This is a genomic window from Mycobacterium asiaticum, assembly GCF_001668675.1.
GTDB lineage: Bacteria > Actinomycetota > Actinomycetes > Mycobacteriales > Mycobacteriaceae > Mycobacterium > Mycobacterium asiaticum_D.
On the sequence record NZ_LZKQ01000154.1, the window covers coordinates 16,509 to 35,299 of the forward strand.

Annotated in this window: 20 protein-coding genes and 1 pseudogene; 13 read left to right on the forward strand and 8 right to left on the reverse strand. The window is 64.9% G+C overall.

Translation table 11 applies throughout. The features are described from left to right. The first annotated feature begins 32 nt into the window (after window positions 1–32). The 3 genes from A9X01_RS13550 to A9X01_RS13560 all read left to right on the forward strand — a co-directional run bounded on the left by A9X01_RS13550 (window position 33) and on the right by A9X01_RS13560 (window position 2,821). On the forward strand, window positions 33–1,145 hold the full coding sequence (locus A9X01_RS13550; RefSeq protein WP_065121271.1) for a spore photoproduct lyase family protein: 1,113 nt from the start codon (window positions 33–35) through the stop codon (window positions 1,143–1,145). Between the two features lie 25 nt (window positions 1,146–1,170). After that, window positions 1,171–2,280 carry a M42 family metallopeptidase gene (locus A9X01_RS13555; protein WP_065121272.1) on the forward strand — a complete coding sequence of 370 codons (1,110 nt, stop codon included), beginning with the start codon at window positions 1,171–1,173 and terminating at the stop codon, window positions 2,278–2,280. 202 nt (window positions 2,281–2,482) lie between these two features. Then, the gene (locus A9X01_RS13560) at window positions 2,483–2,821 is read left to right on the forward strand and encodes a WhiB family transcriptional regulator (protein WP_065121288.1); all 339 of its coding nucleotides are present in this window, start codon (window positions 2,483–2,485) and stop codon (window positions 2,819–2,821) included. A gap of 2 nt (window positions 2,822–2,823) precedes the next feature. Here A9X01_RS13560 and A9X01_RS13565 read toward each other — a convergent pair whose 3' ends face one another. Then, on the reverse strand, window positions 2,824–3,354 hold the full coding sequence (locus A9X01_RS13565; protein ID WP_065121289.1) for an FKBP-type peptidyl-prolyl cis-trans isomerase: 531 nt from the start codon (window positions 3,352–3,354) through the stop codon (window positions 2,824–2,826). 59 nt (window positions 3,355–3,413) lie between these two features. Further along, entirely contained in the window at window positions 3,414–3,833 is a 420-nt protein-coding gene (gene arr, locus A9X01_RS13570; protein ID WP_065121274.1) for an NAD(+)--rifampin ADP-ribosyltransferase, read from the reverse strand. A gap of 106 nt (window positions 3,834–3,939) precedes the next feature. Here arr and A9X01_RS13575 point away from each other — a divergent pair, with 106 nt between their 5' ends. Further along, a complete protein-coding gene (locus tag A9X01_RS13575; RefSeq protein WP_065121276.1) occupies window positions 3,940–5,190 on the forward strand; it encodes a KasA/KasB family beta-ketoacyl-ACP synthase in 1,251 nt (416 codons plus the stop codon). A gap of 4 nt (window positions 5,191–5,194) precedes the next feature. Here the strand turns inward: A9X01_RS13575 and A9X01_RS13580 are convergent, their stop codons facing one another. From A9X01_RS13580 to A9X01_RS13595, 4 genes and pseudogenes are all read right to left on the reverse strand, one after another. Next, window positions 5,195–5,524, reverse strand: a complete 330-nt coding sequence (locus tag A9X01_RS13580) for a type II toxin-antitoxin system PemK/MazF family toxin (protein WP_065121290.1) — start codon at window positions 5,522–5,524, stop codon at window positions 5,195–5,197. Beyond that, window positions 5,521–5,772: pseudogene (locus A9X01_RS13585) on the reverse strand (type II toxin-antitoxin system antitoxin MazE5); the annotation flags it as partial. The pseudogene A9X01_RS13585 and the gene A9X01_RS13580, both read right to left, overlap by 4 nt. Window positions 5,773–5,779: 7 nt before the next feature. Then, window positions 5,780–6,916 (reverse strand): serine hydrolase domain-containing protein, encoded by a 1,137-nt coding sequence (locus A9X01_RS13590; RefSeq protein WP_065121291.1) that lies wholly within the window; start codon window positions 6,914–6,916, stop codon window positions 5,780–5,782. A 32-nt stretch (window positions 6,917–6,948) separates the two neighbouring features. Continuing rightward, window positions 6,949–8,424: a biotin carboxylase gene (locus A9X01_RS13595; protein ID WP_065121279.1), complete on the reverse strand. Its 1,476-nt coding sequence runs from the start codon at window positions 8,422–8,424 to the stop codon at window positions 6,949–6,951. A 107-nt stretch (window positions 8,425–8,531) separates the two neighbouring features. On the opposite strand from A9X01_RS13595, the gene A9X01_RS13600 reads away from it, so the two are divergent. The 4 genes from A9X01_RS13600 (at window position 8,532) to A9X01_RS13615 (ending at window position 10,523) form a co-directional block, all read left to right on the forward strand. After that, complete coding sequence (locus A9X01_RS13600; protein ID WP_065121280.1) at window positions 8,532–8,846, forward strand: hypothetical protein; 315 nt, start codon at window positions 8,532–8,534, stop codon at window positions 8,844–8,846. A gap of 8 nt (window positions 8,847–8,854) precedes the next feature. Beyond that, entirely contained in the window at window positions 8,855–9,679 is an 825-nt protein-coding gene (locus A9X01_RS13605) for an enoyl-CoA hydratase/isomerase family protein (RefSeq protein WP_065121292.1), read from the forward strand. Window positions 9,680–9,867: 188 nt separating this feature from the next. Then, window positions 9,868–10,104, forward strand: a complete 237-nt coding sequence (locus A9X01_RS13610; protein ID WP_065121281.1) for a type II toxin-antitoxin system Phd/YefM family antitoxin — start codon at window positions 9,868–9,870, stop codon at window positions 10,102–10,104. A gap of 14 nt (window positions 10,105–10,118) precedes the next feature. Continuing rightward, entirely contained in the window at window positions 10,119–10,523 is a 405-nt protein-coding gene (locus A9X01_RS13615; RefSeq protein ID WP_065121293.1) for a type II toxin-antitoxin system VapC family toxin, read from the forward strand. A 67-nt stretch (window positions 10,524–10,590) separates the two neighbouring features. Here the strand turns inward: A9X01_RS13615 and A9X01_RS13620 are convergent, their stop codons facing one another. Then, window positions 10,591–13,095: a serine/threonine-protein kinase PknD gene (locus A9X01_RS13620; RefSeq protein WP_172832510.1), complete on the reverse strand. Its 2,505-nt coding sequence runs from the start codon at window positions 13,093–13,095 to the stop codon at window positions 10,591–10,593. Window positions 13,096–13,423: 328 nt separating this feature from the next. On the opposite strand from A9X01_RS13620, the gene A9X01_RS13625 reads away from it, so the two are divergent. The 3 genes from A9X01_RS13625 to A9X01_RS13635 all read left to right on the forward strand — a co-directional run bounded on the left by A9X01_RS13625 (window position 13,424) and on the right by A9X01_RS13635 (window position 16,109). Then, entirely contained in the window at window positions 13,424–14,287 is an 864-nt protein-coding gene (locus A9X01_RS13625) for a bestrophin family protein (protein WP_065121282.1), read from the forward strand. Window positions 14,288–14,454: 167 nt separating this feature from the next. Beyond that, a complete protein-coding gene (locus tag A9X01_RS13630) occupies window positions 14,455–14,697 on the forward strand; it encodes a hypothetical protein (RefSeq protein ID WP_065121283.1) in 243 nt (80 codons plus the stop codon). A gap of 893 nt (window positions 14,698–15,590) precedes the next feature. After that, window positions 15,591–16,109 carry a hypothetical protein gene (locus A9X01_RS13635; protein WP_065121284.1) on the forward strand — a complete coding sequence of 173 codons (519 nt, stop codon included), beginning with the start codon at window positions 15,591–15,593 and terminating at the stop codon, window positions 16,107–16,109. Between the two features lie 37 nt (window positions 16,110–16,146). Here A9X01_RS13635 and A9X01_RS13640 read toward each other — a convergent pair whose 3' ends face one another. Beyond that, window positions 16,147–16,626 carry a hypothetical protein gene (locus A9X01_RS13640; protein WP_065121285.1) on the reverse strand — a complete coding sequence of 160 codons (480 nt, stop codon included), beginning with the start codon at window positions 16,624–16,626 and terminating at the stop codon, window positions 16,147–16,149. A gap of 258 nt (window positions 16,627–16,884) precedes the next feature. Here A9X01_RS13640 and A9X01_RS13645 point away from each other — a divergent pair, with 258 nt between their 5' ends. Continuing rightward, window positions 16,885–17,487, forward strand: coding sequence for a mycothiol-dependent nitroreductase Rv2466c family protein (locus A9X01_RS13645; protein ID WP_065121286.1), 603 nt, complete (start codon window positions 16,885–16,887; stop codon window positions 17,485–17,487). 607 nt (window positions 17,488–18,094) lie between these two features. Next, window positions 18,095–18,791, forward strand: a 697-nt coding sequence (locus A9X01_RS13650) for a PPE family protein (protein ID WP_155772082.1), incomplete at its 3' end; no start/stop codon positions are given.

Here is an 18,791-nt window from a genome sequence, read left to right on the forward strand (position 1 = left end):
CCAGACCGGACGCGCGTCCGTTGGACGGGGCAATGACTGCGACGCTTCCAGACCACGAAACTCGCGGACGGCGGCCGGTTGAGCTGGCCGATCGCCTGCTCGACATCAAACGCATCTACCACGAACCCGGCATCGAGCGGTTCGACCGGGGCCGCGCGATTCTGGACCGATTCCCGCACGCCGAGCGCATCGAGGTCGCTTCGCACCAGGCGATACCCGGCCTGTACGGCAACGAGGGCAACGTCGAGGACTGGGTGCGCATCAAGCGGGAGACGCTGGTGCTGGGGGAGAAGAAGAGTCTGTCGGCCCGCCGCAACGAGCGATCGAGCGATTGGATCGCGCCGTCGACGGCGAACGGCTGCGCGATGGCCTGCTCGTACTGCTACGTCCCACGCCGCAAGGGTTACGCCAACCCCATCACGGTGTTTGCCAACATCGACAAGATCGCCGCGTACCTCGAGCGGCACGCCGCCCGCCAGGGCGTGAAGCCTGAGCCCAACCAGTGCGACCCGATCGACTGGGTGTACGACATCGGCGAGAACAGCGACTGCTCGGTGGACGCGATGGTGTCGGACAACGTCCGCGACCTCGTCGACCTCTTCGCGCGAATCCCCAACGCCAAGGCCAGCTTCGCGACCAAATTCGTCAACCGGGACCTGCTCGGCTACGACCCCCGCGGCGGCACCCGGGTGCGGTTCAGCCTGATGCCCCAGGAGACGTCGCGGCTGGTCGACATCCGCACATCGAAGGTGGCCGACCGGATCGCCGCGTTGGACGACTTCGTCGAGGCAGGCTTTGAAGTGCACCTGAACTTCAGCCCGGTCATCGTCCACGAAGACTGGCAGCAGGACTGGGCCGAACTTCTCGAGCAGATCGCCGACGGCACCAACGAGCGCACCAAGCGGCAGCTGGCGGCCGAGATCATTTTTCTGACCCACAACGAGGGCTTGCACGAGGTCAACCTGGGTTGGCACCCCAAGGCGGAAGAGTTGCTGTGGCGCCCCGACCTGCAGCAGCTCAAGCGCAGCCAGAGTGGTCAGTGGAACGTGCGGTACAAGAGCCCGTGGAAGGGCCGGTGGGTACAAGAGCTCACCGATCTGCTTGCGGTCAAGCTGCCGACCTGCCGGGTGCGTTACGCATTCTGAGCGACTCGGTCGCGGAGAGGGATCCATGACACCGGACTCGACCGACGACCTGCTGCAGGAACTGCTGTGGACCTATGGTCCCTGCGGCCAGGAAGACGAGGTGCGCGCGGTCTGTGCCCGCGAACTGCGTCCGTTCGTCGACGACATGTGGACCGACGATGCGGGAAACCTGATCGGCTACCTCCGGGGCGCAAACGCGGGCGACGGCAGCGACGCGCAGGCGGGGTACCGGTGGAACCCGGCCGGCGGGCCGGGCGCGGGGACACGGGTCATGGCGCACCTGGACGAGCTGTCCATGCTGGTCAAACGGGTCGAATCCGACGGCACGCTGCACCTGACCCAGCTGGGCGTGATGTATCCGGGCAACTTCGGGCTGGGCCCCGTCGCGGTGCTCGGCGACCACGACGTTCTCACCGCGGTGCTCACCCTCGGCTCGGAGCACACCACCAAAGAGAGCACGCGGATCTGGGAGACCAAACCCGATCAGGGTGACCGGGCTTTGGACTGGGAGCACGTGTACGTGTTCACCGGCCGCAGTTCGGATGAACTGACAGCCGCCGGCATCCAACCCGGCACCCGGGTCTGTGTCCATCGCAGCAAGCGAACTCTGGTCGACGTCGGCGACTACGTCGGCTCTTACTTCCTCGACGACCGCGCCGCGGTGACCGCGCTACTCAAGGTTGCGCGACTGCTGCACGACGGCCACCGACGCCCCGCCGAGGATCTGTTCCTCGTCTTCACCACGAGCGAAGAGGTGGGCGGCATCGGCGGTTCCTACGCCAGCGCCACGCTGCCGGGCACGCTCACCCTGGCTCTCGAGGTCGGTCCAACGGAGCAGGAATACTCCACCAGCGTCGCGGGCGGGCCGATCGTCGGCTACAGCGACGCGCAATGTGTCTACGACAAGGGCGTCGCCGACCGCCTGATGAAGATCGCCCGCGACCGTGGTCTCGCCCCACAAGCGGCGGTGCTGGGAGCCTTCGAATCCGACGCTTCACACGCGAAGAGCGCCGGCCTCACGCCGCGGGCCGGCCTGCTGTGCCTACCCACCCTGAGCACCCATGGTTTCGAGGTCATCGCCCGTAACGCCATCGACGACATGGCCGCTGTCGTCACGGATTTCGTCCTCCAATAGCGGCACAGCGCCTAATCCCCGAACACCCGCCACCGGCGGGGCTGCTCGATCTTCGGGTCGCCCGGTTGAACGGGAACGGCTGATGACACGTAGTTATCAAAGAGTGACCTTCGCTGGCACGTGACGGATCCCACAGTCAGCATCAGTGTTGTATCTGATACTTTTTTGTATCGAAAGACACGCGCATGAAGGGATGGGTTCAGTGTCAGGAACGCGGCCGGTTGCAACGATTGCGACAGCACAGACCACGACACGCTTGAGTGAGCGAGGCGACCGCGACTGGGTCGTCTACGCGCTCTGTAGGACCCAGGACCCCGAACAGCTGTTCGTCAGCGGCGCCGAGCAGCGCAAAGCCATCTCGATCTGTCGGGACTGCCCGGTGATGCAGCAATGCGCCGTCGAAGCGCTGGACAACAACATCGAGTACGGCGTCTGGGGCGGCTTGACCGAGCGTGCGCGCCGGGCGTTGCTCAAGAAGCACCCCGATGTCGTGTCGTGGGCGGATCTCCTTGCGCGGCAGCAGGGCCGGTCGGCCGGCTAGTACTAGGCGCTGAGGATCTTGATGGCGAAGACCAGCGAGTCACCGGGCTTGATGCCGGCGCTGGGCTGACCGTCGGGGTAACCGTCCGCGGGGGTCATGGCGACGGCGACCGTCGACCCGACCTTCTGCCCGGCAATGGCCTTCTGGAAGCCCGTGATGACGTTGGTAAGACCGAAGGCGACCGGGGCGCCGCGTTCGTAGCTGTTGTCGAACACCGAACCGTCGCGGCCGTTGACGCCCATGTAGCAGACCGTCACCCGGGCCGTGGCCGGAACCACCGGCCCGTCCCCGGCGTGCAGCGTCTGCACCTGGGTCTGGGTCACGCTGAAGGGCGGCGTCACGGCCACGCGCGGCGCCGCGGCATCGGTGGAACCGGTGACGGCGACGCTGCCCGTGGCACCGTTCAGTGTCCAATCGGGGGAGGCGCCGTTCTGCGGGGCAGCGGTCGGGCAAGTGGCGGCCGCGTTTGCCACACCGGCGGGCACCAGGACGGCAGCCGCTGCGCAGGCCGTGAGCGTGACGAGGGAATGCATGCGGGAGAGCTTCACGGCCGCCACGCTACAGCCAGGCATTCCGACCGACTGTCGCCGGATCAGTCGTAGATGACCGCGAGTCCCCGGCGCTCGAGATCAGCCAGGCCGTCGCGCATGGCTTGCAGCTGTTCGGGCGTATGCCCCACCCAGTCGGTGAGCTCGCCGACGATCTTCACCGGTTGCCGGGTGCGGTAGGAGCGGGTCGGGTTGCCCGGGAACTTCTTGTCGGTGACGTTCGGGTCGTCCTCCAGCGGGCCCTCCGGTTCCACGATGTACACGCGGCAGCGGCCGTCGCCCGCGGCTAACTCGGCACCCCATACCGCGGCATCCAGGGTGGCCGTCACGTAGACGTGATTGGCCGTGCGTCCGCCGCCGTAGTTCGAGCGGCGCCCGGGCACCAGCCGGTCACCGACTGAGAGGTCGGCCTTGGTTCCGTGCAGCAACGCACCGGACTCGTGGACGACGAAAGGCTCTGGCATGGCTGGCAAACGGGGCTCCATTCGTTAGTGCGTGGTGCAGAAATTGTGCCGCACGGTAGCGTCGGAACCCAGGGATGCTGGTAAGGACGGAAGGGGAGCGACCGTCATGGCAGGGTTGAGAACCGGCGAAGGGCTTTCCGGCGTCGTCGTCACCGCGGTGACATCCACCACCGCGTTGGCAACGGACGCCGAGGAGACCTGGCGGCAATTGCTGCAGGGGCACAGCGGTATCCGCGAGCTCGACAAACCATTCGTCACCGAGTTCGACTCGCCGGTGCGAATCGGCGGTCCGCTGCGCGAAAATTTCGACGAGCAACTCAATCGCGTCGAATCGCGCCGATTCGCGTTCATGCAGAAGATGGCGACCGTGCTGGGCCGGCGACTGTGGGAGCAGGCCGGTTCACCCGAGGTCGACACCAACCGGCTGATGGTTTCGATCGGCCTGGCGCTGGGCAGCACCGAAGACATTCCGCCGTGGTATGAGACGTGGAAGGTCAAGGGCATGCGTGCGGTCACGCCGCTGTCGGTGCAGAAATACATGCCAAACGCCCCCGCCGCCGCGGTCGGGCTCGACCACCAGGCCAAGGCCGGAGTCATCTCGCCGGTGGTCGCTGACGCCTCCGGAGCCGCGGCCATCGCACAAGCCTGGCGGCAGATTGTGCTGGGCGAAGCCGACGTCGCGATCTGCGGCGGAGTGGAGACCGTCATCGAGGCGGTGCCGACCGCCACGTTCTGGCAGCTCGGCATGTTGTCGACCAACAACGACGATCCACCCGGCGCCTGCCGGCCGTTCGACGCGCACCGCGACGGCATGGTGTTCGGGGAGGGCGGCGCGCTGTTGCTGGTCGAGAGCGAGGAGCACGCCAAGGCCCGTGGCGCGCCAATCTTGGCCCGGTTGCTGGGCGCGGCGTCGACGTCGGACGGATATGACGTTGTGGAGCCGGACCCGAGCGGCGAGCGCGCCGGCGACGCGATTGTCCGTGCGATCGAACTGGCCGGGCTGCAACCGACTGACATCGACCACATCAACGCGCACGCGACCGGGACGAAGTCCGGCGACCTGGCCGAGGCCCGGGCTATCCGGCGAGCACTCGGCGCCCACTCGCCCGCGGTGTATGCGCCCAAGGCGGCTCTCGGCCACTCGCTGGGCGCCGCCGGGGCGGTCGAGGCGGTGCTGACCGTGCAGGCGCTGCGGGACGGAGTCATCCCGCCCACGCTGAACCTCACGGAGCTGGACCCCGAGATCGATCTCGATGTCGTTGCCGGAGAGCCCCGGCGCGGCGATTACCGCTATGCAGTGACGGAGTCGTTCGGCATGGGCGGCAACAACGTCGCCGTGGTGTTCGGCGCGGCCTGACCTGTCATTCCGAGCAGTCGACCGCAACCGCCAGAGCCGCGCAAATGGCGCGCATCCGCGCATCGGCAAGGCGCCCAAGCCGCTGCACCAAAACCGCGACCGACACACTTTCGGCCGAGTCCAGGTTTACCGCGGAACGGCGCGGGATTGGGTCGGATTCGGGCTCAAGCACAACTTCGCTGGCCAGCCCCCGAATAGTTGTCGTGCACGGTGCGACGAGTGCGCGCTTTAGCCGCGGGATTGCGGCGTCGCGCGAGAGCACGACGACTGGACGCCGCCCGACCTCGGCCATCTCGCACCACCACACCTCCGCACGGGCCGGAAGTGCGGTCATGAAGCCCCAGCCGCTCGCCGCCACAACGCCAGGTCGCCCCATTCGTCGGGCTCACCGATCGGGTGCTGGTCGTAGGCGGCATAACTCGCGTCCACCTCGGCCGCTCGGTGGCGAGCTAGCAATGCCCGGAGTGCGTCATCGACGAGCGCGGCGTCCGTGCTTGCTGCCCGAACCTCACGTGCACGCTGCAACAGCGCGGCGTCGACCGTGGTGCTCAGGCGTATGCGATTCATGCCACAATTATGCCACGCTAGATCATGGCGTCCCAGTCAGTTCGTTGGCAGCCGCGTCGAAAGCCCGCAGCGCATCGATCGTGTGCGGGTCGTGCGAGTCGGACTCGGTGGACAGTTTGGCGGCGACCACCTCCGCGGCGCGGTTGACGTAGATCATCTGGCCGCGCATGCCCAGGCACAGCAGCACGTTGCTGCCTTCGTAGGGGAACCACACCTGGTTGCGGTACATCCCGCCGGGCATTTCATTGACGTCGGGGCCGGCTGCGAACGCCGCGCGTGAGTCGGGCCCACCGTCGAGGCTGTCGGCGATCCACGCCGCGGGCACCACTTGGCGACCGGTCAGCGAGACGCCCTCACTCAGAAACAGCGACCCGAACCGGATCATGTCGGTGAGGCAGGCGCTGATGCCGCCGTCGAACAGTCCGGTGCCCTGGGTGTCAACGCCGATGCTGGCGTCGGATTCGGCCCCGATGCGGCTCCATAGCAGTTCCGACATCAGTGCGGGCATCCGCTGGGCGCCGACGACTTCGCAGATCCAGCCGAGCACGTCTGTTTCACACGAGCGATATTCAAACGGGCCGCCGTGCGGCGCCTTCCGGCGCAAGGTGAGCAGGAACTCCTTCAGGGTGGCGGGAGCGTCGGGACCGCTCCTGGGCGCCCACCCCATCGCCTGATCGAGGAGGTGGACCTCTGCCGAAGGGTCTTTGTAGTTCTCCGAGAACGCGATCCCTGACCGCATATCCAGCAGGTGGCGCACCGTCGCACCGGCGTAGCCGCAGTGCTCTAGGTCGGGAACGAAAGCCGTCACGGGCGCGTCAAGGTCGATGGCACCGGACCCGTGCAGCGCACCGACGACGGCGGCCACCAGCGATTTGCTCACTGAGAACAGCAGGTGTCGGGTGTGCCGGGTCAGGCTTCCGCAGTATTGCTCGGCCAGCAGCGACCCGCGCCAGGCGAGGGCCCAGCCGTCGGTCGCGGTGGTGGCCATCACGGTGCCGACGGTGGTAGCAACACCTCTCTTGGTGGTCACCGGAATCTCGGCCACCGGGCTCTGCGAGTCGGGCAGCTGGGCGGCCGGTCCCGTCCCGCGGGCGATCACTGCGGTCGGCACCATGTCCTCGACGTGCTGGAAGGACCACTGCGCAAAGGGCGCCGACATCCAGGTCGCCAGCGAGATGCCGGCCGGGGCGCTCACGCTCGCGCGACGAGGCGGGAGACGATCGGGGCGGCCGGCACCAAGGGCGTCGATACGAATTTCGACTTCATGCCCTTGACCCAGCGCTGGCAGCGTTCGGTGAGCCGGTAATCGTCGGTCTGCAGGTGCGAGCGGGTGACGAGCACGCCGAGCTGGGCGCCCTCGGACCGCAAGTCGCCCGGCGCCGCGACGCGCATGTAAAACGCTTCGGACCCGTCGAGCAAGGTGGCCCAGTCGTTGGCGGAGCGCGCAAACGAGACGCGTCCCTCGTCGTCAATGCGCCAGACCCCGGTGCGCGGTGTCGCCGTGAAGATCTCGAGATCCGGTGACGTCTCAGTGATGATCACCTGGCCCCACACCTCGTCCTCGCCGTAGCCGCGCTCCCACCGTGCATTGATGTCGTCGATGTCGAGCTCGTACTCGACGTCCATGTACTCAAGCAGGTGGAAGAGGAACAAGGGCATGTCCGCGTAGGCCTCGGTCGTCAGGTTCGTCATCGGGCTGGCGCCACTCAGTCGCGGATTCACCTCGCCGAGATAGAGCTCGTCGGAGTCGAGGTCGTGCAGCAGGTCCACCTCGAAGTAGCCGCGGTAACCCTCGCGAGCCATGACGTCGCCCAGCTTCCCGACCATTTCTCGCGCGGCGCGTGTCTGTGCGGGCGGCAACACCTCGCGCCAGATGTCGTTGCCGCACCAGCTGCCCCGGTGCGGGGTCAGCTCCGAGTAGCCGACGAGGCTCGTCATAGCGGGGCCGATCACGGTGCCGTGGCGGGTCACGGCACCTTCGAGGCAGACCTCCACATTTCGGATGCGCTTCATGACCTTTAGTTCCTGACAGGTCAAATCGGCGGCGTGTTCGTCCCAGTCGCGCTGACCATGTACGAAGAACGTGCCGCTGCCGGCGTTGCCGTAGGCGATCGAGATGACGAGGTCGTCGCCCAACTCCCCGCTCTGCGCCAGGGCCAACAGTTCGTCGTAGGAGCCGGCCCGCCCGATCACGTGCGGAACGCTCGGTATGCCCGCCTCGTTGGCCAGCCGAGTCATGACGATCTTGGAGCCGAGGCGCTCGCGCAGCTCGATCGGTGGGTGCATGACCTCGAGACCCGCCTGCCGCGCGAGGGCTTGGATTTCGGCATTGAGCATCACAAAACAGCACTTGCCACCGGGCCCGCGGCCGGCGATGAATTCGAGCGTCTCGGAATCGGATAGCAAATGGCTGCACACATCGTCCATCGAGTCGAAATCACGACGGTCGCGGCGACGGGGCACGAACACGCGCGAATGCGTGCCCTCGAAAGAGTCAAAGTAGGTGAGGTAGAAGAAGTTTCGTATCCAGCGGTCGACGCCCAGCAGATTGAAGGGGGTGGGGGAGATGAAGTACAGCGGCACCTTGTTGGTGTGGAAGAACGCGCGGATGTCGGATAGGCCAGTCAAGGTGCGGCGCGGATCAGCGGGCACGGGGGAAGCGTCCATCGCCCAATTTTGCGGCATTCCGATGACCGTGTCGCCTTTTCCGCCTCTTGCGCTTTCGGAGTCGCATCGGTTCAGCTTGTAGCAACCCCGAGCGGAAGGTTCATCTGATGATCAAGCGGATTCTCGTCGTATCGGCTGCGTCCCTGGCAGTCACACTGGCAAGTACGCTTTCCGCGCCGCCGTCCGCCGTGGCGGACACCTACTGCGGCAAATCAAGTCGCGGCGCGTCGGTGTACGCCGGTAACTCGGACACCTCGTGCCAATTCGCCCTGAGCACCGCCGAGGCGTATCACGCCTACGGCAACGGTTCAGAGCCGTTCGAGGTGAAGAGCCCGGTAACCGGCCAGACGTACACCATGACCTGTACCGCAGCCGGCTCGGTATGCCAGGGTGGCAATAACGCCGTGGTCTATTTGCGATAGCCATGAAAATGTCGCAGTGGACGCATTTTTCGGTTCTCGTCGAGGACTCGTCGCTGTGGCGAGTCACCTTCGACAGCCCGCCGATCAACATGGTGACACCGGAGATACTTCTCGAATTGCCCGAGCTGATCGATCAGATGACGGCAGCACGTGAGCTGCGCGTGGTGGTGTTCGAGTCGGCCAACCCCGACTACTTCTTGAATCACTACGACACGTCTCGTGTCGCGGAGACACCGAAAGGATTGGGTCCGACCGGATACCCGCTCACCGTCGACACCAGCATCCGCCTGTCACTGCTGCCGGTGGTCTCGATTGCCAAGATCCGAGGGCGGGTGCGCGGGATCGGGAGCGAGCTGACCCTGGCGATGGACATGCGCTTCGCCAGTGAGCGGGCTTTGTTCGGTCAGCCCGAAACCGCGAGTGGAAACCTGCCCGGTGGTGGCGGATTAGAGCACCTTCCGCGACTCCTCGGCCGGGCCAGGGCGTTGGAGGTTGCGCTGTCCAGCGACGACTACCCGGCTGACCTTGCGGAGCGGTACGGCTGGGTCAACCGTGCCGTCGACGACAATGCCCTGGACTCGTTGGTCGACACGCTGGCTCGCCGGATCGCCTCTTACGACAAGGAGTCCATCGCAGCGGTCAAGCAGCAGATCAACCGGCACACGTTGCCGTCGCCCGAGGACATGGTGTCCTCGCTGGACATCTACCTCGAATCGTTCAACTGGCCCGGGTCCAGGCGCCGGCGTGAGGTCGCGCTGGCCGCCGGACGCAATGAGCCCGGGGATTATGAGCTGCGCATGGGCTATCACTTGGGTCAGCCGCTGGGGCCGTAACTTTCCGCGGCGGTTCACCCGAAAACGTTGCGGTTCCATAGATTTTCGTCGGACAGTCTGTGCTGTCGACCCCGTCACCGCTCCGGGGACCACCATGATCGTTGCCCGCCTATGCGCGACAGTGTCGGTGAATATGTCGGCGCCGTATGCTCGGCACTTTTGTGTCTCACCGGTGATACCCTCGGGATATGGATAAGGTGACGGTCCGGGATCTCCGAAACAACGGGGGAGAAGTGCTGCGTCGCGTCGAGCACGGCGAACGCATCGTCGTCACCCGCGACGGCGCCCCCGTAGCCGAACTCCGCCCGTTGCCCCGACGCAGCGCGGGCCCGGCCGAACTTATCCGTCGGCGTAAGAATTTCCCGCTGGTGGACCCGGATTCGCTCCGGTGCGATATCGATGACCTGATTGATCCTTCGCTGTGACGCCGAGCCGGGGGATGCTGGACACCTCTACGGTCATCTTGCTTGGCCAGCTCTATGACCCAACCGAGCTTCCCGACGAATCGACGATCAGCGCGATAACGCTGGCTGAGCTTTCCGTCGGCCCCCTACTGGCGCTCGATGATGCCGAGCGAAGCGCGCGGCAACAACACCTGCAACAGGCCGAGGCCGACTTCGATGTCCTTCCGTTCGACGGCGATTGCGCGCGGGCGTTTGGCGCCGTAGCGGCGGCGCTGCGCGGCTCAGGACGCAAACCAGCGGCACGAGCCTACGACGCGCTCATCGCGGCGAGCGCCATCGCGCACGACCTGCCGCTCTACACGTGCAATCCGGCTGACTTTGCAGGGATCCCACGGCTTACGCTGCGTCAGGTAACGCATCCTCACCACCGCTCGGGCTGAAATGCAGCTCCGAAACCGCTGAGCGGCAACACATTGCTGCCTGATCCAGTGGTTGGCCCGTTCCCCGTCAGCTCGGCGGCAGTTTCAGCACTCGGTTGTTGCCGGCGTCTACGACGTAGACATTGCCGGCGGTGTCAACCGTTACGCCTTGTGGATTGTTAAGTCCGTTGAACGGCAACGTGATTGCCGTGCTCGACTCCTTAACGAGCTTCAGGACCCGATTTCTGTGGCTGTCGGTCACGTACGCGTTGCCGTCGGTGTCGACCGCCACCCAGTCCGGACGGCCGATCACGTAGGGCAGGACCGTATCGACGATCGCCGTCCGGGGCAGCTTCAGCACCCGCTCGTTCTCTCGATCGATGACATAGACGGCATGGTCGGGGCCGACGGTCACGGCCGAGGGGCCGTCCAATCCGGTGAACGGCAGCTCGGTCTGCTCGGCAGAATGCATGCGCAGCGCCAGCACCCGATTGTGGGTGACGTCAGTGACGACGACGGCTTGGTCCGGGCGGGGTTCGTGCGAACTGAGGGCCACACCCGTGGGCTCCCCGAGGTCAGTGAACGGCAGGACGATAGGGCTGGTCGACCCTGCCGTCAGCTCCAATACCCGGTGCCGCCTCGGTTCGGTGACCACCACGTTGCCCGCATTGTCGACCGAGATGTCGTCGGGATGGTCCAGTCCGGGCAACGGTATTACGGACTGGCTGGTTGAGCCGGCGGCCAACTCCAGCACTCGGTTGTTGCCGCTGTCGACGACGTACACGTCGCCCTTCGCGCTGACCGTGATTCCCGCGGGTCCGGCGAGACCGGTGAACGGCACCAGGGTCTGAGCCGGTGCTTTCGAATCGGTCTGGTTGGTGAGTCCTAAGAAAGCGGCGACGGCAGCGACGAGGATCACGGCAGCGCCGATGGCTAAGGCGCGTCGACGACGGCGCGACGATGGCGCCTTGTCTGTCGACCCGGCGGCCAGCGTTGTGGCGGACGGTTCCGTGACGGCGCCGGCCGAGCCGGAGGTGAGTGCCTGCCTTGCAGCCGTAGCCAATTCACTCGCGGTTTGGTATCGGTCGTCGAGTTCCTTGGCCATCCCGCGCGCGATGACCTCGTCGAAACCCACCGGTATCGCGGGGTCGATGCTGCGGGGTTTGGGCGGCTCGCTGAACAGGTGAGCGGCGGCCAAGCCCTCCACACCGCCGCCGGAAAAGGGTGGTTGCCCGGTCAGGCACTCGTAGAGCACACAGGCCAGGGAATACACGTCGCCGCGGGCATCGGCGATGGTTTCAAGTTTGAAGCGCTCCGGAGCCATGTACGCCGGAGTCCCCGGGTTGATATTCGTGCGGGTCAAGCGAGTCCCAAGCGCCTCCTGCACCAGTCCGAAGTCGATCAGGTACACGAATTCATCGGCGACCACCAGGAGGTTCGACGGCTTCACATCGCGATGCACCAGCCCCGACTTGTGGGCTGCGTCCAGCGCCGCGGCAGCCTGTTCGACGACGCGAACCGCCTTGGGCGGGCTCATGGGCCCATCGCGACGCAGCACGGTATGCAGGTCGACGCCATCGATGATCGGCATCACCAGGTACAGACGCCCATCTATCTCCCCGGCGTCGTAGATCGGGATGATGTTGGGGTTCGCCAGTCGGCCGGCCGCAAAGGCTTCGCGGCGGAACCGCTCCTCAAACCCTGGCTCGGTAGCCATTTCCGGCCGCAGCACTTTGACGGCCACGTCGCGGTTGAGGGCGGTGTCGTGAGCCCGGTATACCGAGCCCATGCTGCCCTGACCGAGCAGTTCGAAAAGCCGGTAGCGGCCGAACTCGACTGCACTCGGTGGCTTCGCTGATGCGGCGACGCGGGATGCAAGGGCATCTCGTGCCGCGACAGCCAACTCGCGGGCGGTTTGATAGCGGTCTTCGGGTCTGCTGGCCATGCCCCGCGCCACCACGTCGTCAAATCCAGTCGGGATTGCGGGGTCGATGTTGGTGGGCTTGGGTGGTTGTTCGCCGTCACCGGCCTGTTGTCCGGTCAGGCACTCGTACAGCACACGGGCCAGCGCATTGATGTCGCTGCTGGGTTCGACGGGACCGGGACCGTAGTGCTCGGGCGCCACCGCAAAGTCGAGCAGGTACACGAATTCACCCCAGGCCACGAACAGGTTCGACGGCTTCACATCACCGTGAACCAGGCCCTCGTTGTGGATCGCTTCCAAGGCCACCGCAGCCTGCTCGATTACTCGCACGGCGGACCTCGGATTCATTGGTCCGTCGCGACAGAGCACGCTGTGCAGATCAGTGCCGTCGAAGTTGGGCATCGACAGGTAGAGCCGTCCGTCGATGGTGCCGATCTCGTAGATGGGCATGATGTGCGGACAGCTCAGCCGCGCCGCAATGGCAAGCCGATCGCGGAGCCGCTCGTGTCGCCCCGACTCATCGGTCGACGCCGAGGGAAGCATCCGAACGGCCACTTCGCGGCACATCGTCGTGTCGTAGGCCCGATACACAGTGCCCGTGCCGCCCCATTGGAGAGTCTCGAGTAGCCGGTAGCGCCCGAAGGCCTCGCCCGCCGACTCCGCCCCCACCAAACCTCCCTCTCAGCGCACGACCGGTGCCTGGATGCTACAACGCCTGCGTGCGGGCCTTGGAGCCTTTGCTATTGCTGGGGTCCGCCGAGCCGTCAAGAGGTCGAACTTCCAGTCCCGACTCGGTCGGCTAACAGCGGAGCAAGTCGTCGAGGTCGAGCGAGCGATGATGGCATTCCTCGGCCTGGCGCGATACCCCCGCCATGCCACGGCACCATTGGATATTGGTGATGGAAACCATAGATGTTGCGCCAGACACCGAATTCTGAGACGATCCGGCGGCGGTGCGGCAGTTGAGCCCGTCCATCCCAACTACGCGAAATTGACTATGATCCAATACGATTCGCACAAATGGCTTGACCACTTTTTCGACATCCGCGGCTCGCTGGTCCGGGAGATCATCGGTCGAGTCTCCCTATGTGTCGCGTGGTCGGGCGCGGTCGTCGCCTTTCACAACTATGTCGCTCCGGTCGCCATGCCGATCCAGCTGCACACACTGATGGGCCTCGCTCTGGGTCTGCTGCTGGTTTTCCGCACCAGCTCGAGCTATGAGCGTTTCTGGGAGGGACGCAAGCTGTGGGGAGGGATCGTGAATGAAACACGGAACCTCGTCCGGAGCGCGAGCGTCTACATCAAGGGGGATCCGGCGCTGGTCGCCCGGCTCACCCGGTGGACAGCCGCCTTTCCCTGGACGACCATGCACAGCCTGCGCGGTACCGAAGGAACCTGGCCGCATATCACTGAACTTCCGCCCGCCGAGGCGCGCGAGGTACGCGACGCCCAGCATCCCGCTCTCGCCGTAGCCGGCAAGATGTCCGATTGCCTTGGGGAAGCGCGCGAGCGTGGCCTGATCTCGGACATCATGCTCACGTCGATGGACGAGAATATTCAGCTCCTGGTCGACTACCTCGGCAGCTGCGAACGAATTCACAAGACGCCGATGCCGTTCGCCTACGCCGTGCACCTGCGGCGGGCGCTGGTCCTCTATTGCTTCACCCTCCCGTTCGCCATGGTCGAGACCTTCGGATGGACGACCATTATCGACGTCCTGATCATCGCGTACACATTCTTCGGCATCGAGGAGATAGGGGTCGAGATCGAAAGCCCCTTCGGGGATGACGCGAACGACCTTCCCCTCGAGGACATCTGCGAAACGATCCACAAAAACATCTACGCGCAGGCGGGCATTTAGCAGCAGGACAAATCCGGCGCATGCTTACCGCCGGTGACCTGTGCTGTGACCGTTAGGAATCGTTGCCGCAATCGCGATTTCGCGCTCCTATCTTGGGAGATACGAGAATGCGCAAGCATTCGACCCATAACGTCCATCGGCGTCCGCAAGCCTTGGGGGGCTGTGTTATGAGCACTACGATCGCGTACGACCCAGTCGAGCAATGCGCGGCCTACAACCGGGACGATTTCATCGCGGCGGTTGCAAGCATCAACGCGATTGGCTGTGGAGAGGACAACGCGCCCGTCGAACAGAAGTCGCGCTGGCGACTCACCGAAGAAGAGATCGTGCGCGCGGCCATCACAATGATCGTGGTATCCCTTGTGTCGCTGATCGGCCTTTCCGCGGGCGCGATCTTGACGATGGGTTAGTACCGACCGGGGAACTGCTCACGTTCCACCGTGATCAACTCGATGACGCGGGGTAGTGGCTGCGCATGAACGGGGCCGGGTCAGCTGGCTTGGGAGACGAGCGCCACCGGGGGCTGTATGGCGCTCGGGTTGATGACTGAACGATATTTCTATCGCGCATCCAAGCATGGGGAATCCCTGGCCGACGCCGCCGAGACGCTCACCGACATATGGCTCGCAGTCTTGCCCGAGTCAAAGCGTCCCTGATTCATCCCAATGAAAACGGCGCCGTTTACTTGACATAATGTCGCTTATCGGTAATTCGATGCGCTGCCGGTTCGCCACGAACGAGACGTCCCGCCCGCGGTTGGCCGATTTTTGCCCCGAAACCAAGTTCGCGCGCCGCGCGTATCGTCCGCGCTCGGTGGCCTTATTACTCGGGTCGACCTACGTTCGATCAACCACCAATGCGCGTTGCATCGCATATGGCGCTCGCTCCACCCACGCCGGATCGCACACGGCGGCCACCGAGCGTAGACCGATGCCCAGCTCTCTCCCGCCGTCCCGGGCCACTAATACGTCACAGTGACGATTCAGTGGTGCGCTGCGGGGCGTTTGGCGTTTCTGTCGCAGGCGCCGGCCTCGCGCGGACGCGCACATACCCAACAGCGTCTACGCGCAAATCACTCCCGCCTCAATTGATTACAGTGACCCGAGTGAGCTTTTTTGACTCAATCCCTCCACCGCCACCTCGTCCCACGCCCCTGCGACGGCCGCGCCCAGCCTGGTGGCCGCCGAATGCGGTTATCCCGAAATCAGTCCCCGGCGAGCTTCTGCTGATTCATACCGATGAGGCGGCGGTCTCCATCGGCGACATCTGCGCATACCCGAACGGGTTCGAGTTCGCTGTCCGTGTGCGGGTGCGTGACAAGGGCGGAGACGGGCCGGGCTGGCATGACCCATTCGACCGCCTTGGACGGCGCGGCGGGCCGACCGCCGGCACTGTGCTACGGCTGGGTCTTTTGTACGCCGATGGGCGGCGCGGCGCGACCAGCGGCAATCAGGTGCCCGGCGATCCGGAGCACCTGGCGCTGCAGCAGCGCGCAGGCGGCGGGAGTTACCAGCAGTGGGATGGCAAGTTCTGGGTTCATCCCTTACCACCGGAGGGCCCCGTAACGTTCATAGCGGCCTGGCCTGAATACGTCGCGACGGACGTAGCGGCAAAGCTGGATGGCGCGGCGATTCGAAGCGCCGCCGCCGATGCGTTGATTTTGTGGCCAGAAGATTCTGAAACGGATCCCGCTCCCGCCCGCGACGACGCTCCCGCCCCGGCCAAATTAGGCCCGGGCCTGGGTTGGGGCTGGCAGGGCTCCGGCATGTCCGCAGGATCTTTCGGTCAGATGCCAGGACGCGCTACGCCGGGTGACGACTAACTTGCGTGGTTTCCGGCGGCGCTGACCGCTGACCGACCTACTTAATACGCGGAATGTAGACCCATCCATCACGCAACAACCCACTCGGATGCTCGGTAACCACGCCGCGCGCGACACGATCTCCCGGGCGGACGGCCGCGAGCGGGATTGAGCCTTTGAATGTCGACAGCGCGTACGTGGTACTGGCGTAGCGGGCGCGGCCGGCACCGTCGAGCTTGCTGTGCTGGCTCGTCTTGACGGCGAACGGACGGGTACCTCCAACCTCGCCAACGATCTCGCCCGAAACGAGCAGATCGTAGTAGCCGCCGTTGTCGCCGGTGATGTGGAAACGGAAGAACAGCTCGCCGGGACCACCCGGCAGCTGGAGCTCGAAGGCGACGTCAGGTGCCACCGTCACACTCGCCGTAGCCCGCGTCGGATCGTGTCGGACAAACATTCTTCGCACAAACCACAAGATCGATAGAAGCATCAAGACGCCGAGCGCGATCGATCCGATGATGATCGTTGTCTCCGACACGCACGCAACGTATCAAGGTTCTGCTCCAACACCAGGAACATTGACCGATCCGCGGGGCCACTCGCCCATAGATCCGCCTAGATGAATTCGTCACTGTGACGAATAGTGTTGTGGCGCAGAGCTATTGCGACGTGTGGTCCGACCTGCCGAGTCCCGATCGATGCGTCAGGATTACCTGAACCGTTGCTGGGTACCCGGGCTGCACATGAGGAACTACCTACACCGCCTGCAACGCGGCGCACGATCCGGTGGCGCACGATGACACGCATCGACTTCTACTTCGATCCGGTGTGCCCCTTCGCATGGGCAGCATCGCGCTGGCTGCTCGACCAGTCGCGCAGCCGTGATCTCGACGTCAACTGGCACCTGATGAGCCTGGCCATACTCAACGCAGGCCAGGCTGTCGACTCGGAGAAAGAGCGCAAGCACCTGGACATGTCGCGTCAACTGGGGCGCGTCGTGCTGGCCGCCGTCGAAGTCAGCGGTCCCAAATTGACCGAACCGGTGTACTCCGCTCTTGGCCGGCATCTTCACGAGGCAGGCGACGACATGACACCACAGCTAGTCGGCGAGATCCTGTCCGAGTGCGGAGTAGACAGCACCCTAGCCGAGGCAATGTTCGATGACGAGCGTGACGACGCGCTTACCCTTGCGCACCAAGAGAGCCAAGACGCCCTCGGTGATACGGGCGGCTGCCCGATCCTCTGCATTGACGATGCCTGCTTTTTCGGCCCCGTGCTGACCGGGATCCCTACCGGCCGCGAGGCCGACGGCCTGTTCGATGCGTTGATGACGCTCGCCCACACTTCGACCTTCGCCGAATTTCAGCGACCGCACGACGGGCCGCCGGCGTTCAACTAGGCCGTCTCGGGTTGAGCCCCTGCGGCCGAGTGTGCATTGCACGACGGGACACGCCGACGAAGCGTCGCGGGATGCACGTTCGGCAGCGCCTATGCGACGACTGAGACCCTTCGCCGAGATCGACGATCGCAAGACCGGTTCACCTCAAGGGCCCGGCCGAGTGTGCATTGCACGACGGGACACGCCCGCCGACGAAGCGTCGCGGGATGCACGCTCGGCAACGCCCCATAAGCCGACTCGGATATTCTCAGCAAACTCTGAATACCGCAATATTGCTCACTTCTGAGAAATTCTTAGCGTGATGCCTTGTGGCTTAGATCACCCTGAGAGGGCTATCCGCGGCGGGGGTTTGTAGTCAAATGGGGGCCGATGCTCGCCGGCCGAACCTGAGAGAAATTCACAGGAAGGCCGGGGCTGCAACGAATCTGCTGGTTATCGTGCCTGCGGACCTGATTTGACCCGAGGGTCAATTCCGCTACGGACACGAATCTAATGTATTCACACACTCAATTCGGTATCGCATGGCATTATCGGCCCGTATCGGATGGCTCTGTGCATGCGGCAAAGATGCAGCCGGAGCGACGCGACACGGAAAGGGTGACCCGACATGAGCTTCCTGATGCTGCCACCAGAAATCACCTCGGCTTTGATGTTCTCCGGTGCGGGTTCGGGTCCAATGCTGGAAGCGGCTGCGGCGTGGCAGTCACTGGCCTCCGAATTGGACTCGGCGGCAGAATCGTTCTCCGCACTGACCTCGGAGCTGACCGCCCAGGCGTGGCAGGGTCCAGCGGCTCAGGCCATGGCAGCAGCGGCAACGCCGTACGCCAATTACTTGGCGACGGCGGCCGCCCAGGCAGCGGGAACCTCGTCGCAGGCACAGGCCGTCGCAGGCGCATTCGAAGCGGCACTGGCCGCCACGGTTCACCCGGCGCTGATCTCGGCCAATCGCTCGAACCTGGTGTCGTTGGTGTTGTCGAATCTGTTCGGGCAGAACGCGCCGGCGATCGCCGCGATTGAAGGCATCTACGAGGAGATGTGGGCCGCCGACGTGGCCGCGATGCTGGGTTATCACAGCAGCGCGGCGGCGGCCGTCGCGCAACTGGTCTCGCCGGCGGCAACCGCGTTGCCCAGCTTCGGTTACGGCAATGTCGGGGAAGGCAACATCGGGTTCTTCAACACCGGAACGCTGAACTTCGGGATCAACAACACCAGCCCGTTCTTCACCCCCACCGACCCGATCACCACCTTCGGCGGCTTCGGCATCGGCAACAACGGCACCGACCTGGTCGGGGCGTTCAACGCCG

Coding starts and splice junctions, on each gene's coding strand:
- A9X01_RS13550 (WP_065121271.1), top strand. CDS start 33: ATGACTGCGACGCTTCCAGACCACGAAACTCGCGGACGGCGGCCGGTT.
- A9X01_RS13555 (WP_065121272.1), top strand. CDS start 1,171: ATGACACCGGACTCGACCGACGACCTGCTGCAGGAACTGCTGTGGACC.
- A9X01_RS13565 (WP_065121289.1), bottom strand. CDS start 3,354: ATGCATTCCCTCGTCACGCTCACGGCCTGCGCAGCGGCTGCCGTCCTG.
- arr (WP_065121274.1), bottom strand. CDS start 3,833: ATGCCAGAGCCTTTCGTCGTCCACGAGTCCGGTGCGTTGCTGCACGGA.
- A9X01_RS13575 (WP_065121276.1), top strand. CDS start 3,940: ATGGCAGGGTTGAGAACCGGCGAAGGGCTTTCCGGCGTCGTCGTCACC.
- A9X01_RS13580 (WP_065121290.1), bottom strand. CDS start 5,524: ATGACCGCACTTCCGGCCCGTGCGGAGGTGTGGTGGTGCGAGATGGCC.
- A9X01_RS13590 (WP_065121291.1), bottom strand. CDS start 6,916: ATGTCGGCGCCCTTTGCGCAGTGGTCCTTCCAGCACGTCGAGGACATG.
- A9X01_RS13595 (WP_065121279.1), bottom strand. CDS start 8,424: ATGGACGCTTCCCCCGTGCCCGCTGATCCGCGCCGCACCTTGACTGGC.
- A9X01_RS13600 (WP_065121280.1), top strand. CDS start 8,532: ATGATCAAGCGGATTCTCGTCGTATCGGCTGCGTCCCTGGCAGTCACA.
- A9X01_RS13605 (WP_065121292.1), top strand. CDS start 8,855: ATGTCGCAGTGGACGCATTTTTCGGTTCTCGTCGAGGACTCGTCGCTG.
- A9X01_RS13610 (WP_065121281.1), top strand. CDS start 9,868: ATGGATAAGGTGACGGTCCGGGATCTCCGAAACAACGGGGGAGAAGTG.
- A9X01_RS13615 (WP_065121293.1), top strand. CDS start 10,119: ATGCTGGACACCTCTACGGTCATCTTGCTTGGCCAGCTCTATGACCCA.
- A9X01_RS13625 (WP_065121282.1), top strand. CDS start 13,424: ATGATCCAATACGATTCGCACAAATGGCTTGACCACTTTTTCGACATC.
- A9X01_RS13630 (WP_065121283.1), top strand. CDS start 14,455: ATGAGCACTACGATCGCGTACGACCCAGTCGAGCAATGCGCGGCCTAC.
- A9X01_RS13645 (WP_065121286.1), top strand. CDS start 16,885: ATGACACGCATCGACTTCTACTTCGATCCGGTGTGCCCCTTCGCATGG.